The organism is Pseudoalteromonas shioyasakiensis, assembly GCF_024518675.1.
GTDB classification, from domain to species: Bacteria; Pseudomonadota; Gammaproteobacteria; order Enterobacterales; family Alteromonadaceae; genus Pseudoalteromonas; species Pseudoalteromonas shioyasakiensis_B.
Genome location: NZ_JANIGL010000006.1, coordinates 152656 through 166053, shown reverse-complemented (window position 1 = coordinate 166053; position 13398 = coordinate 152656). Strand labels below are relative to the sequence as shown.

Annotated in this window: 13 protein-coding genes; 8 read left to right on the top strand and 5 right to left on the bottom strand. The window is 41.5% G+C overall.

All coding sequences use genetic code 11. From position 1 onward, the window contains the following. Positions 1–28 precede the first annotated feature (28 nt). From NQT69_RS15990 to mgtE, 6 genes are all read left to right on the top strand, one after another. Positions 29–1525: an RNA polymerase factor sigma-54 gene (locus NQT69_RS15990; protein ID WP_256828679.1), complete on the top strand. Its 1497-nt coding sequence runs from the start codon at positions 29–31 to the stop codon at positions 1523–1525. 30 nt (positions 1526–1555) lie between these two features. After that, positions 1556–1843 (top strand): ribosome hibernation promoting factor, encoded by a 288-nt coding sequence (gene hpf / locus NQT69_RS15985; RefSeq protein WP_256828678.1) that lies wholly within the window; start codon positions 1556–1558, stop codon positions 1841–1843. Between the two features lie 4 nt (positions 1844–1847). Beyond that, the gene (gene ptsN, locus NQT69_RS15980) at positions 1848–2300 is read left to right on the top strand and encodes a PTS IIA-like nitrogen regulatory protein PtsN (protein ID WP_256828756.1); all 453 of its coding nucleotides are present in this window, start codon (positions 1848–1850) and stop codon (positions 2298–2300) included. A gap of 19 nt (positions 2301–2319) precedes the next feature. Continuing rightward, a complete protein-coding gene (gene rapZ, locus NQT69_RS15975) occupies positions 2320–3162 on the top strand; it encodes an RNase adapter RapZ (RefSeq protein WP_256828677.1) in 843 nt (280 codons plus the stop codon). 20 nt (positions 3163–3182) lie between these two features. Continuing rightward, on the top strand, positions 3183–3455 hold the full coding sequence (locus tag NQT69_RS15970; RefSeq protein ID WP_256828676.1) for an HPr family phosphocarrier protein: 273 nt from the start codon (positions 3183–3185) through the stop codon (positions 3453–3455). Between the two features lie 112 nt (positions 3456–3567). Beyond that, positions 3568–4926: a magnesium transporter gene (mgtE, locus tag NQT69_RS15965; protein WP_256828675.1), complete on the top strand. Its 1359-nt coding sequence runs from the start codon at positions 3568–3570 to the stop codon at positions 4924–4926. Positions 4927–5463: 537 nt separating this feature from the next. On the opposite strand, the gene NQT69_RS15960 is transcribed toward mgtE, so the two are convergent. The 3 genes from NQT69_RS15960 to NQT69_RS15950 all read right to left on the bottom strand — a co-directional run bounded on the left by NQT69_RS15960 (position 5464) and on the right by NQT69_RS15950 (position 6417). Further along, positions 5464–5586: a hypothetical protein gene (locus NQT69_RS15960; RefSeq protein ID WP_256828674.1), complete on the bottom strand. Its 123-nt coding sequence runs from the start codon at positions 5584–5586 to the stop codon at positions 5464–5466. Between the two features lie 37 nt (positions 5587–5623). Then, a complete protein-coding gene (locus NQT69_RS15955; protein ID WP_087533135.1) occupies positions 5624–5782 on the bottom strand; it encodes a YqaE/Pmp3 family membrane protein in 159 nt (52 codons plus the stop codon). 65 nt (positions 5783–5847) lie between these two features. Next, entirely contained in the window at positions 5848–6417 is a 570-nt protein-coding gene (locus NQT69_RS15950) for a BON domain-containing protein (RefSeq protein WP_256828673.1), read from the bottom strand. Between the two features lie 328 nt (positions 6418–6745). Here NQT69_RS15950 and NQT69_RS15945 point away from each other — a divergent pair, with 328 nt between their 5' ends. Next, the gene (locus NQT69_RS15945) at positions 6746–7402 is read left to right on the top strand and encodes a LiaF domain-containing protein (RefSeq protein ID WP_256828672.1); all 657 of its coding nucleotides are present in this window, start codon (positions 6746–6748) and stop codon (positions 7400–7402) included. 1538 nt (positions 7403–8940) lie between these two features. On the opposite strand, the gene NQT69_RS15940 is transcribed toward NQT69_RS15945, so the two are convergent. Further along, positions 8941–9357, bottom strand: a complete 417-nt coding sequence (locus NQT69_RS15940) for a VOC family protein (RefSeq protein ID WP_256828671.1) — start codon at positions 9355–9357, stop codon at positions 8941–8943. Positions 9358–9541: 184 nt separating this feature from the next. Then, positions 9542–10726, bottom strand: a complete 1185-nt coding sequence (locus NQT69_RS15935) for an NAD(P)/FAD-dependent oxidoreductase (protein ID WP_256828670.1) — start codon at positions 10724–10726, stop codon at positions 9542–9544. Between the two features lie 306 nt (positions 10727–11032). Here NQT69_RS15935 and NQT69_RS15930 point away from each other — a divergent pair, with 306 nt between their 5' ends. After that, entirely contained in the window at positions 11033–13183 is a 2151-nt protein-coding gene (locus tag NQT69_RS15930; protein WP_256828669.1) for a S8 family peptidase, read from the top strand. Positions 13184–13398 lie beyond the last annotated feature (215 nt).

Below are 13398 nucleotides of genomic sequence, written 5' to 3'. Positions count from 1 at the left end.
AACACAATAAAAGGATTGTTAGAGATAAATGAGGCAATCACTCCAGCTGCGCATGGGCCAGCAACTTACAATGACACCACAATTGCAGCAAGCTATTCGCTTATTGCAGTTAAGTACATTGGATCTCCAGCAAGAAATTCAAGAAGCCCTCGACAGTAACCCGTTACTCGAAGTCGAAGAGCAAGAGTTTGGTGACGAAACCGCAGGTAAAAACGAACAAAAACAAGATAATGACGAAGTAACTGTCAGCGCGTCTGCCGAAGAATCACCAAGCGAATACGAACAAGAAAGCAGTGAAGCACTCAATAAAGAAACCGTCAGTGACGAAATGGCGATGGATGTCACTTGGGATGAATACATGAGCGCAGCTCCTAGCAGCTCATCGGGTCCGATGCCTGAAGATGAATCTATTTATCAAGGCGCTTCAACCGAAACCCTGCATGAATACTTAATGTGGCAATTACAACTGACCCCATTTAGCCCAACGGACGAAGCGATTGCCATCGCCATTGTAGAGGCTATCGACGATTCAGGTATTTTAACTTTAAGCTGTGAAGACATCGCTGAGAGCCTAAATAAAGATAACAACGAAGAAGAAATTGAGCTTGATGAAGTGCAAGCCGTTTTAAAACGTATACAACTATTTGACCCTATTGGTATTGGTGCGCGTAGTCTGCAAGAATGTTTATGCATTCAGTTAAATCAATTTGATCCGACAACACCTTGGATCAGTGAAACAAAAATGATTTTAACCGAACATATCGATTTATTAGCCAGTCGCGACTACCGAACTTTAATGAAAAAGACTAAGCTTAAAGAAAATGAGCTTAAAGAAGTCATGACGCTGATCCACAGCTTAAACCCTAAGCCTGCAGACAGCATCGTACGTGAAGAATCGGAATACGTTATTCCTGATGTCTCAGTGAAGAAAATTAAAGGCCGTTGGGTGGTTGAGTTAAACCCTGACAGCATGCCTAAGATTAGGGTAAACAGCCAATATGCGGCGATGTCTCGCTCGGTAAAATCGAGTAGTGACAGCCAATTTATTCGCTCTCACTTACAAGAAGCAAAGTGGTTTATTAAAAGTTTAGAAAGCCGTAATGACACATTACTCAAAGTAACCAATTGCATAGTGCAGCAGCAGCAAGGGTTCTTCGAACACGGTCCTGAAGCAATGCGACCTATGGTATTGAACGACGTTGCAGAAATGGTCGAGATGCATGAATCGACTATCTCAAGGGTTACCACGCAAAAGTACATGCACACCCCACGCGGGATTTTTGAGTTAAAATATTTTTTCTCAAGCCATGTAAGTACTGAAAACGGTGGAGAATGTTCATCTACAGCGATACGCGCATTAATCAAAAAATTAATTAGCGCAGAAAACTCAGCGAAACCATTGAGTGATAGCAAAATTGCAGATATATTGGCAGAGCAAGGTATCAAAGTAGCTAGACGCACAATTGCAAAATACCGTGAGTCTCTGGCTATTCCACCGTCAAATCAAAGAAAGAGCTTGATTTAAGGCGTAAAAAAACAAAGAAGGAAAATGCTTATGCAACTGAATTTAACTGGTCGTCACGTAGAAATTACCGATTCACTAAGAGACTATGTACACAATAAATTTGCAAAGCTTGAGAGGCACTTTGATCATATCAACAATGTGCACGTAATTCTGGACGTAGAAAAGCTAAGCCAAAAAGCCGAAGCCACAATACATGTCAGTGGTGCTGACTTATTTGCTTCAACTGAACATCAAGATATGTACGCTGCGATTGACGCGCTAATAGATAAACTAGACCGTCAAGTTATCAAACACAAAGAGAAGCATGCACGACACTAATACTATGAAATTAAGTTCACTTACTTGTAAGGACTGCAGTAAAGCTGCGGTCCTTTTTAATAGCAAAAAACGAATTCTAGAATTTATCAGCCAGTTGGCTCATGAACAACTCCCTCACCTTTCAGAACAAGCGATTCTTAACTCATTACTTAACCGAGAAAAGCTAGGCAGTACGGGCATTGGTCGTGGTATCGCTATTCCCCATGGCAGAATGAGCGGTGTAGAAACCCCTTTAGCGCTCATTTTAGTGAGTGAATCTCCCATAAAGTTTGATGCAATCGATAATTGCCCTGTAGATATATTTGTCGCACTCATCGTACCAGATGGTGACTGTCAACTTCATTTGAAGACCTTAGCCACAATTGCTGATAAACTTAACGATAAGGAATTTTGCAAACAATTACGTAGCGCGAAAACAGATCACGATCTATATCAAGTTATTGTAGAGCAGTCTTAGAAAGTGAAGGAGATATTTCATGGAGTTAATCATTATCAGTGGGCGCTCAGGCTCTGGTAAATCCGTCGCACTGCGTGTACTCGAAGATTTGGGCTATTATTGTGTTGATAATATTCCTGTAAATTTACTCCCTTCATTAGTTAGAAGCGTATCTGATAACTACGATAAAATAGCAGTTAGTATTGATGTACGTAACCTACCAAAAGACCAAGATGAATTTAACGCTATTATCGAGTACTTACCTGGCTTTGCAAGCCCAACTTTATTTTATTTAGATAGTGATGATCAAACGCTCATCAAGCGTTTTTCAGAAACTCGTCGCTTGCACCCACTCTCTTTAGATTCTTTGCCGCTAGATTTAGCCATCAAACAAGAAAAAGTATTACTGGATGTATTGATCACTCATGCTGATTATATTCTTGATACAACCGATTTAAGTGTTCACCAATTAGCAGAGTCGATTCGTGAAAAGATATTAGGTAAAAAAGATAAAAAGCTGATTATCACGTTTGAATCATTTGGTTTTAAGCATGGTATTCCAAAAGAAGCGGATTACGTGTTTGATGCCCGGTTTTTACCTAACCCACATTGGGAGCCCGAGCTAAAGCCACTCACAGGCTTAGACCAACCCGTCAAAGATTATTTAGCTAGCCATAGCATAGTGCAAAAGTTTACTTGGCAAATTCAAACCTTTGTGCAAACTTGGTTACCCCATTTAGAGCGAAATAACCGCAGCTATCTAACAATTGCCATTGGCTGTACTGGCGGGCAACATCGCTCTGTCTACTTGGCGCAAACCATAGGTGAAAGTTTTGCTATGAGTCATAGCAATGTAAAAATTCGCCACCGAGAGCAAGACTAACACTCTATATAGGCTGTGATATGCGTTTAGAAGATACATTTTTAATTAAGAATAAACTAGGATTACACGCACGTGCAGCCAGTGTTTTGGCACAACTTGCGTTAAAATTTGACGCTACAATCACACTTTATCAAGACGATAAGCAAGCCGCTGGCGACAGTGTTTTAGCCTTAATGCTGCTAGAAAGCAGCCAAGGCAAAGAAGTTAAAGTGGTGTGTGAGGGCCCAGATGCAAAGCCGGCACTAGCCGCAATCGGCGAACTGATAGAGCAGCGCTTTCACGAACACGAATAACACGACACAATCAGTTTTTAATTACATTAAACTAAGGTAAAGATAGAGAAGTCACACAGCAGTCTAACTTACTATACCCTACCGAACTGAAATTGATAATTTAAGGACACCAATGCCTGAAGCTTTTGAACAAGATTACCCACTACAACAACTAAAACAAGTGACCAAGTCACTCAATAGTGGTCAATTTGTTCAAGTTAGGCGTATGCTGGCAAAAACAGCCCCTTGTGACACCGCGTTATTATTAGAGTCATCCCCCCATAAAATTCGTCGTTTATTATGGCAATTAGTAGACCCTGACGTACAAGGTGATGTACTCGAAGAGCTTTCTGAAGATGTACGTTTAGGGATCATCGCCCAGATGGAGCCGGAGCATATCGCTGCGGCAACAGAGGACATGAGTCACGATGACTTAGGCGAAGTACTCCGTAGCCTTCCAGATACCGTTTATCAAGACGTAGTAAGTGCAATGGACAGCCAAGATAGGGAGCGTGCCACACAAGCTCTCTCTTATCAGGAACGTTCTGCCGGTGCCCTGATGAACACCGACACAGTTACAATACGTCCTGATGTGACCATTGATGTGGTGCTTCGTTATTTACGCTTACGTGGAGAGTTGCCCGAAGGCACCGATGACTTATATGTTGTTGATAAGCACAATTGTTTTTTAGGGGCAATGTCACTGACAACCTTGCTAACCAATCCACCGGATAAAATCATTCGTGACTTAATGGACGAAGACTGCGAATCAATCTCGATTGCCATGGATGAAAGTGAAGTAGCACAATTATTTGAGCGTCACAACTGGATATCGGCTCCTGTTGTTGATGACAACGACCACTTACTTGGGCGTATCACGATCGATGATATCGTCGACGTTATTCGTGAAGATGCAGAGCATAGCTTATTAAGCTTAGCGGGTCTTGATGATGAAGAAGATACTTTCGCACCGGTATTAAAAAGTTCTAAAAAACGCTCGGTATGGTTGGGTGTAAACCTATTAACAGCCTTATTGGCTGCTATTGTTGCTAGCTTTTTTGAAAACACTTTAGCGATTTTACCTATTCTTGCCGTGCTAAACGGTATCGTGCCTTCGATGGGAGGTGTCGCTGGCAGTCAAACCCTGACTCTGGTTATTCGTGGTATTGCTGTTGGCCATATTAACCAGACTAACCAACGTTTTTTAATGTTAAAAGAGCTCGCTATCGGTGCAATTAACGGCATGGTTTGGTCTATTTTAATAGCCGGTGTTGTTGCTATTTGGCAATGGGACTTTAAATTAGGCGGAGTTTTAGCATTTGCTATGTTTATGAATTTAGTCGCCGCAGGTATTGCTGGGGCGAGTATTCCGTTAATACTCAAAAAAATGAAAATAGATCCAGCGCTAGCCGGAAGTGTAGTATTAACCACTGTGACTGATATTGTGGGAATTTTTGCCTTCTTAGGCACAGCAACTTGGCTGCTTATTTAGGCTCTTCGACGTTTAACAGAGTCGTTTTAAATAATGTTCATAAGTGCATGCACTCTTTAGAGTAGCATGCACTTATGATTTGATAGTTACCATCCTAGTAATCTCCCTATTGCTCCATGTGAAATCACATTATTGTCCACTAATCTATCCTAGCACTACAATGACAAACAACCACGTAGCACGTCCATCTTTGTCACTAATCCTAAGTGTTGCATTCATTCCTTGCCACTAATCCTTAGTGAAATACTCATTCCTTGTCACTAATCCTAAGTGAAGTATTCATTCCTTGCCACTAGTCCTAAGTGAAGTATTCTTTCCTTGTCACTAATCCTAAGTGTTGCATTCATTCCTTGCCACTAATCCTAAGTGGAGTATTCATTCCTTGCCACTAGTCCTTAGTGAAGTATTCTTTCCTTGTCACTAGTCCTTAGTGAAGTATTCTTTCCTTGTCACTAGTCCTTAGTGAAATATTCATTCCTTGCCACTAGTCCTTAGTGAAGTATTCTTTCCTTGTCGCCTTTAGGCTTATTATCATCCTTAACTTAACGCCTCATTCCCTGGTGCATCATCCATGAATTGTTTCCATTGTTGCGCTGTCCATAACGCTGGGGTACATTCAACTTGGCTTTGCTGAGTATCCTTTTGTACACCTTCCATCATTCCTCCTTGCAGGCCTAAGCCCAAAAGATCTTAATTGTTAACGTCTCGCGATAATATAAATCGCATGGATTAAGCCAGGAATATACCCTAGTAATGTTAACAAAATATTAATCCAAAACTGTGCCCCTAAACCCACCTGTAAAAAAACACCCAGCGGCGGGATCAGTACCGATAATATGATACGTATTAAATCCATAGCTCATGCTCCTTGCTAGTTTGCATAAGAAAGCCCAGCAATGCTGGGCATTTCATAACTTGCTATTATTCAGCAACAACTGTTAGTTCATCAACAACATCACGAACATCTTCAGCATTTTTAGCAATTTTCATTGCTAGCTGCTTTTCAGCTTCAGATTCAACAGTACCTTTAAGGGTTACCACCCCATTATCAGTATCTACATCAATATCTGTACCACCAACTTCTGAGTTAAATAAAAAGCGTGTCGTGATAACTGTACTGATTTTAGCGTCTGTTAAGTCACCTTCAGTGTCATCCATCTCGGAATCCATGCGATCGTGTTTAGAATCAACATTTTTCACAACCGTTAATTCGTTATCTACATCACGTACACCGTCAAGGCTTAAAACAAGCTCTTCGGCAAGCTCTTTATCTAAATCGCTTTCCACTTTACCTGTTAGTACTACTTTGCCATTTTTTACATCAGTGTTAATGTCAAAGTTGTTTAGATTAGTGTTCATTAAAAGAACAGTTTCTGCCTTACCATCAATCCAAGCATCTTTACTTTCATTTTCCCAGCTGCTTGCTTGTGCACCCATAGCTGTTGTACCAAGAACTAAAGCGGCAATCATAGATTTGTTAAATGTTTTCATAATCTTTCTCCTTTTGATTAAAGACATTTATACTAATGCGAACATCAAGCCAACTTTAAAAGCACTAACAATCAACAAGTTACACTTTAAACCCGACACTCTACAGTACACCTTTGGTAATAATTTACAGACAGTTCGGTAATTTGTTCTGAATGTTGTCATATTTACTAATTAATCGTTATTTCTATTAATCTGTCGTTAATATAACTATTCAAAAAACAACACGACTTTTTAATCTATTGATTAAAAACAAATTAATTTATGGCCTAAGCTTTGCTTTAACTTTGTTATAGTAAAAATAATTAAGATGCTTAAAAAGGAAATCACCATGACAGTAAAAATTGAAGATCGCCCCATCGAACAAGTGCGTGAACAAGTTATCGATCAATTAATCTATAATTATAGTCATGGGATTATCTCTGCCGAAGCATTTGAGCGCCGTTTAGATGAAGCAATGGCCGCTGCAGATAACCAGGTGCTCATTGATTTAGTCAGTGATTTAGATTTAACTACCGACACCCACTACCAAAGCGAGAAGCGAGCACAATTTAGTCCTAACTACAGCCAGCAAAGTGATAATGAAACTCTCCACCTTCGCAGTATCTTAGGCTCTAATGAGCGCAGTGGTCAGTGGTTCGTTCCTAAGGAGATTCACCTTACTAATCTCCTAGGCTCCATAGAGCTGGACTTCACCGACGCGATATTTCAGCACCAACATGTAACGGTTCACGTTAATGCACTATTAGGCAGTGATGAAATTTATGTTCCAGAGCATGTTAATGTGGTGTCTAAAATTTTTAGCGTCGTTGGCAGCGTTGAGAATAAATCGGTGTCACTAAATAAATTGCACGGCCCGACTATTACTATTGAAGGCAAAGTCATACTCGGCTCAGTTGAGATAAAGGTAAAGCGCACCATTAAGGAAAAGTTTGTCTCATTCGCCAACAGCTTAAAAACCAGCTGGAAAGATATGAATAAATATTAAAGCGCGCTCCTACATATAAATAACCGTAGGAACAGGCTTCAGCCTGTGATGATGTTCAGCCTCGCAATATATGTAAAATCCATTCGGCGCTAAAGCCCCCTCCTACGTGTAAATAACCGTAGGAACAGGCTTCAGCCGTGATGATGTTCAGCCTTGCAAAATATGCAAAACCCATCGGCGCTAAAGCCCCCCTCCTACATATAAATAACCGTAGGAACAGGCTTTAGCCGTGATGATGTTCAGCCTTGCAATATATGCAAAACCCATCGGCGCTAAAGCGCCATCCTACGCATAAACATAACGTAGGAACAGGCTTTAGCCGTGGTGATGTTCAGCCTTGCATATATGCAAAACCCATCGGCGCTAAAGCGCCATCCTACGTGTAAGTTAATTGTAGGAACAGGCTTCAGCCGTGATGATGTTCAACCTCGCGACATATGCAAAACCAATCGGCGCTAAAGCCCCCTCCTACGTGTAAATAACCGTAGGAACAGGCTTTAGCCGCGATGATGTTCAGCCTTGCGATATATGTAAAACAAATCGGCGCTAAAGCTCCCTCCTACGTGTAAATAACCGTAGGAACAGACTTTAGCCGTGATGATGTTCAGCCTTGCAATATATGCAAAACCCATCGGCGCTAAAGCCCCCCTCCTACATATAAATAACCGTAGGAACAGGCTTTAGCCGCGATGATGTTCAGCCTTGCGATATATGTAAAACAAATCGGCGCTAAAGCTCCCTCCTACGTGTAAATAACCGTAGGAACAGACTTTAGCCGTGATGGTTTTTAATGTTAGGGTTGTGATATGTAACATTCAATCGGCGCTAAAGCGCCATCCTACGTGTAGGTTAATTGTAGGAACAGGCTTTAGCCGTGATGATATTTAGCCTTGCGATCTATGTAAAACCCATTCGGCGCTAAAGCACTCTCCTACGTATAAATAACCGTAGGAACAGGCTTTAGCCGTGGTGATGTTCAGCCTCGCGATCTATGTAAAATCCATTCGGCGCTAAAGCGCCATCCTACGTGTAAGTTAATTGTAGGAACAGGCTTTAGCCGTGATGATGTTCAGCCTTGCAATATATGCAAAACCCATCGGCGCTAAAGCCCCCCTCCTACATATAAATAACCGTAGGAACAGGCTTTAGCCGTGATGATGTTCAGCCTCGCGATCTATGTAAAATCCATTCGGCGCTAAAGCGCCATCCTACGTGTAAATAACCGTAGGAACAGGCTTTAGCCGTGATGATGTTCAGCCTTGCGATCTATGTAAAATCCATTCGGCGCTAAAGCGCTCTCCTACGTGTAAATAACCGTAGGAACAAACTTCAGCCGTGATGATGTTCAGCCTTGCGATAAATGCAAAACCCATCGGCGCTAAAGCGCTCTCCTACATATAAATAACCGTAGGAACAGGCTTCAGCCTGTGATGATATTTAGCCTTGCAATATATGTAAAATCCATTCGGCGCTAAAGCGCTCTCCTAGGTATAAATAACCGCAGGAACAGGCTTCAGCCGTGATTAATTAGCTTTCTATCATAAGTCGTTATTTCGCTCTGCGGGGATATCACTGAGGTACTCAACAAACTCTACTTCAAAACCTGCAGGGTCAATAAAATATACGTTTTTACGAAATGGATTTTCTGCGCCAGATTTATCAATCTTGTAACCTGCTAACTCTAACCGCGCGATCACCGCTGCAATGTCATTCGTAACATATGCAAAATGCGCTAAACCGACTTGATGACCCGTTAAATCTCGGTTTTGTTGTTCACCGTTATCACTCAAAGCTAAGTAGTGATAATCATCACCAAAGTGCAGCCATTGTCGGGGCTTGCCATGCCAAGTGCTGCGTCCTTTACTTCTAATATACCAATGTGGAAATACCGCTTTATAAAAACGTAGCATCGCATCAATATCATCAACAACTAAATTAATATGCTCTAAGTACATAATAAAAAACCTTTATTTAAGTAATTAAAGCCAGCATAAAACCTAAAGTTAAGTTGAGGTAAAGTGTTTTTTAAAGGTTAGCCGCAAAGTTACTTGTTCAACAAGTAACATTCAGTAATGAGAGATTATTCACGTTCTATCACCCATATATAATCAGTTAATAAACAGCTCTTCTAAAATAAAACTAACAATACTGTCCAGCAGCAAAACCACAGCTCCAAGCATATTGAAAATTATACCCCCCGAGCCACCCTGTTACGTCAGTTACTTCACCAATAAAATACAAGCCTTGGGCTTTTTTAGCTTCAAAAGTCTTAGAGCTTAGTTCATCCGTATCAACACCACCAAGTGTAACCTCAGCCGTTCTATAACCTTCAGTACCATTGGGTTTGATTTGCCAGTTATGAATGTAATCCACCAGCTCATCTATTTGGCTATGTGTTAATTGATTAATATTACAATCAGGTATGGCTTGGCTCTCGTGTAATATTTCAATAAAACGTTTGGGCAATATTGTCGCTAGGCTATTTTTTAACGACTTTTGCGCTTGGGTTTCTCGCCATTGCTCCAATTGTTGTTTTAAATCCTGCTCAGGGAGTAAATTAATAGTTACTGCCTGCCCTGCACGCCAAAAAGAGCTAATTTGTAAAATGGCGGGGCCTGATAAACCACGGTGAGTAAACAATATGTTTTCTTTAAAGCGAGTACCATCTTCGCTGCTAACAACGCAAGGAATACTAATACCTGACAACCCTTCAAAACGCTCTTTATCATGCTCGTGCAAGGTAAATGGCACAAGTGCAGCCATTGTCGGGAGTACGTTTAAGCCAAATTGCTCCGCTATTTTATAGCCTACAGGGCTTGCTCCGAGCTTTGGCATAGTAAGGCCACCAGCAGCAACCACTAATGACTCGCAGGAATATGCCCCTTGCTCTGTTTTAACCGTGTACCCTATATCAGTTTTTTCAACACTAAGCACCTCATTACGCAGCGCAATATTCACACCGGCCCACTCGCACTCAGTGAGCAAAATATCTACGATATCTTGCGCGCTATTATCACAAAATAGTTGACCCAAGGTTTTATGGTGATAAGCCAAACCATGACGATCAACCAACTCAATAAAGTCATGTTGGGTAAATCGACTTAAGCACGATTTTACAAAGTGAGGGTTAGCACATAAATAGTTTTCTGGGCTGGCATTTTCGTTGGTAAAATTACAACGACCGCCACCACTAATAAGTATTTTACGGCCCGGTTTTTTACCCATATCAAGTACTGTAACACTACGACCACGATACCCCGCTTGTGCTGCACACATTAATCCAGCGGCGCCAGCGCCGATCACTATTACATCTACATGGGTCATTAATTTGTCTCATTGAAATTTTTTTAAATTATAACAAATTTAGAACGGCACACTTAATTGAATTTATTATTGATTTACTAGCAATAAACACCTCAAAAAACCACCTCATAAAAACAACCCTTTAGGATTGTAAAAAATAAAAATAAACACACCAAATAACTATTTAGCCATATAAACATCCATATATAACTAAAATAGAGACAACCATAATAAAACGTTATTTTAACTTACTTAACAGATCATTTACTTTTGTTCCCCTTCAAGATAATCCAACTTGAAGTAAACCATAACAATCTAGGGAAAATTATGACAACGACAACAAGTTTTAAAAAGTGTGCAATTGCACTAACGTTAGGCACGCTATTCAGTGCCACGACAACTATAGCGAATCCAAGCCAAACAATTATGCCATCAATGGCGGAAACGGCAGCAAAACTGCAGGGCCAAGACCCACTAGGTACTCGCTTTATTATCAAATACAAAAACAATAACAGCGAGATGGCAACACTTTCTACAGCCGACACTAGCCCGCAAATGATGAATAAAAAGGCAAAGGGCTTTGTTAAAAACTTCACTAGTAAGAAAGGCAAAGTGAAGGCGCAATATGTTCGTGCTATGGCTTTAAGTAACCACCATGTAATGCGTGCAGAGAAAAAACTCACTCCAGACGAAGCACAACAATATATGCAAGAAGTAATAGAGTCTGGCAATGTTGAATACATTGAAATTGACCAAATGCTAAAACCTTTCGCGACACCAAATGATCCTATGTATGCCGTTCAGTGGCATTATTATGAGCAAGCAGGCGGTTTAAACCTTCCAACAGCATGGGATACAGCCACTGGTAGCGGTGTTACAGTCGCAGTACTTGATACTGGTTACCGTCCACATATTGATTTGAACGGTAACATTTTGCCTGGCTACGACATGATCTCTGATACCTTTGTAGCCAATGATGGTGGCGCACGTGATAGCGATGCACGCGATCCCGGTGATGCTGTTAATACGGGTGAATGTGGAACCGATCAGTTTGGTCAACCCGTTCCAGCTTCTAATCAAAGCTCTAGCTGGCATGGTACTCACGTAGCTGGTACGGTTGCTGCGGTTTCGAATAATGGCGAAGGTGTTGCCGGCGTTGCATACGACGCAAAAGTTGTACCTGTACGTGTACTTGGAAAGTGTGGTGGATTAACCTCTGATATTGCCGATGGTATCATCTGGGCTTCAGGTGGTTCAGTGTCTGGTATTGCAAATAACGCAAACCCTGCAGATGTAATAAACATGAGTCTTGGCGGTAGCGGCTCTTGTAGCTCTACGACACAATCAGCAATTAACCAAGCGCGTGGAAATGGTAGTGTTATTGTTATTGCTGCGGGTAACGACAATGATAACTCAGCTAACTACAATCCAGGTAACTGTAGTGGCGTAGTAAACGTTGCATCAGTGGGTCGTAACGGTGGCCGCGCATACTACTCAAACTATGGTAGCAACATTGATGTTGCAGCCCCAGGTGGCGCGCAAAGCTTTGCTAATGATTCAGAGGGTGTACTTTCAACACATAACTCAGGTTCATCAAGCCCCTCTAGTGATAGCTATCACTACTCACAAGGTACTTCAATGGCAGCGCCACATGTTGCCGGAGTTGCCGCATTAATTAAACAAGCAAAACCCTCAGCTACGCCAGATGAAATTGAAAGTATCTTAAAATCAACAACACGCTCTTTTGCAGCCACTTGTACAAACTGTGGAACAGGCATAGTTGATGCAGCCGCAGCTGTGGCAGCAGCTTCTGGTGGTACAACACCACCTACAGGCAATAATGAACTGCTTGATGGCCAAGCTCAAACTAGTTTGAGCGGTTCAGCAAATAGTGAAGCATTTTACACAATGACAATACCAAGTGGCGCAAGTAATGTAACCTTCACAATGAGTGGTGGTAGCGGTGACGCCGATTTGTATGTACGAGCAGGTAGCGAGCCAACAACCTCAAGCTATGATTGTCGCCCTTATAACGAAGGAAATAACGAAGAGTGTTCTATCGATAATCCTACAGCAGGTACTTACCATGTCATGATACGTGGCTACTCTGCATACTCGGGTGTGAACTTGGTAGGTAACTTAACCACTAGCGGCGGAGGCTCTGGCACGCCACAAGCAGGTGGAGGCACCGTTGAAAACGTATCTGCAACTGCTGGTCAGTGGAAACACTATACATTAGATGTACCTGCAGGCATGGCAAGCTTTACTGTGACCACTTCAGGTGGCTCAGGTGACGCAGACTTATTTGTTAAGTTTGATAGTCAGCCAACAACATCAAGCTACGATTGCCGCCCATATAAAAATGGCAATGCAGAGACCTGCACCTTTAACAACCCGCAAGCAGGCACCTGGCATATGAGTCTCAATGCATATAGTGCATTCTCAGGACTAACGCTTGATGCACAATATCAGCCATAAGTAACAAAAACGCGAGTGATAAAGATATTGCACTCGCGTTTAATAGACCTGTTCCCTTGGCAATTTTTAGCCGAGTATTACTCGGCTTTTTTATTTATAAATTAACCACCTCATAAATGAAGTAAAAAAATGTTTAATTGCGATTTCATAGCAAGTAGTGATGGCCCAACACCCACAAACAGTAGCAAAAAGCGAAATTAAAATAGAATTAATCA

Excerpts from the sequence above, each read along its gene's own strand:
- NQT69_RS15990 (WP_256828679.1), top strand. The coding sequence starts at position 29 with ATGAGGCAATCACTCCAGCTGCGCATGGGCCAGCAACTTACAATGACA.
- hpf (WP_256828678.1), top strand. The coding sequence starts at position 1,556 with ATGCAACTGAATTTAACTGGTCGTCACGTAGAAATTACCGATTCACTA.
- ptsN (WP_256828756.1), top strand. The coding sequence starts at position 1,848 with ATGAAATTAAGTTCACTTACTTGTAAGGACTGCAGTAAAGCTGCGGTC.
- rapZ (WP_256828677.1), top strand. The coding sequence starts at position 2,320 with ATGGAGTTAATCATTATCAGTGGGCGCTCAGGCTCTGGTAAATCCGTC.
- NQT69_RS15970 (WP_256828676.1), top strand. The coding sequence starts at position 3,183 with ATGCGTTTAGAAGATACATTTTTAATTAAGAATAAACTAGGATTACAC.
- mgtE (WP_256828675.1), top strand. The coding sequence starts at position 3,568 with ATGCCTGAAGCTTTTGAACAAGATTACCCACTACAACAACTAAAACAA.
- NQT69_RS15960 (WP_256828674.1), bottom strand. The coding sequence starts at position 5,586 with ATGATGGAAGGTGTACAAAAGGATACTCAGCAAAGCCAAGTTGAATGT.
- NQT69_RS15955 (WP_087533135.1), bottom strand. The coding sequence starts at position 5,782 with ATGGATTTAATACGTATCATATTATCGGTACTGATCCCGCCGCTGGGT.
- NQT69_RS15950 (WP_256828673.1), bottom strand. The coding sequence starts at position 6,417 with ATGAAAACATTTAACAAATCTATGATTGCCGCTTTAGTTCTTGGTACA.
- NQT69_RS15945 (WP_256828672.1), top strand. The coding sequence starts at position 6,746 with ATGACAGTAAAAATTGAAGATCGCCCCATCGAACAAGTGCGTGAACAA.
- NQT69_RS15940 (WP_256828671.1), bottom strand. The coding sequence starts at position 9,357 with ATGTACTTAGAGCATATTAATTTAGTTGTTGATGATATTGATGCGATG.
- NQT69_RS15935 (WP_256828670.1), bottom strand. The coding sequence starts at position 10,726 with ATGACCCATGTAGATGTAATAGTGATCGGCGCTGGCGCCGCTGGATTA.
- NQT69_RS15930 (WP_256828669.1), top strand. The coding sequence starts at position 11,033 with ATGACAACGACAACAAGTTTTAAAAAGTGTGCAATTGCACTAACGTTA.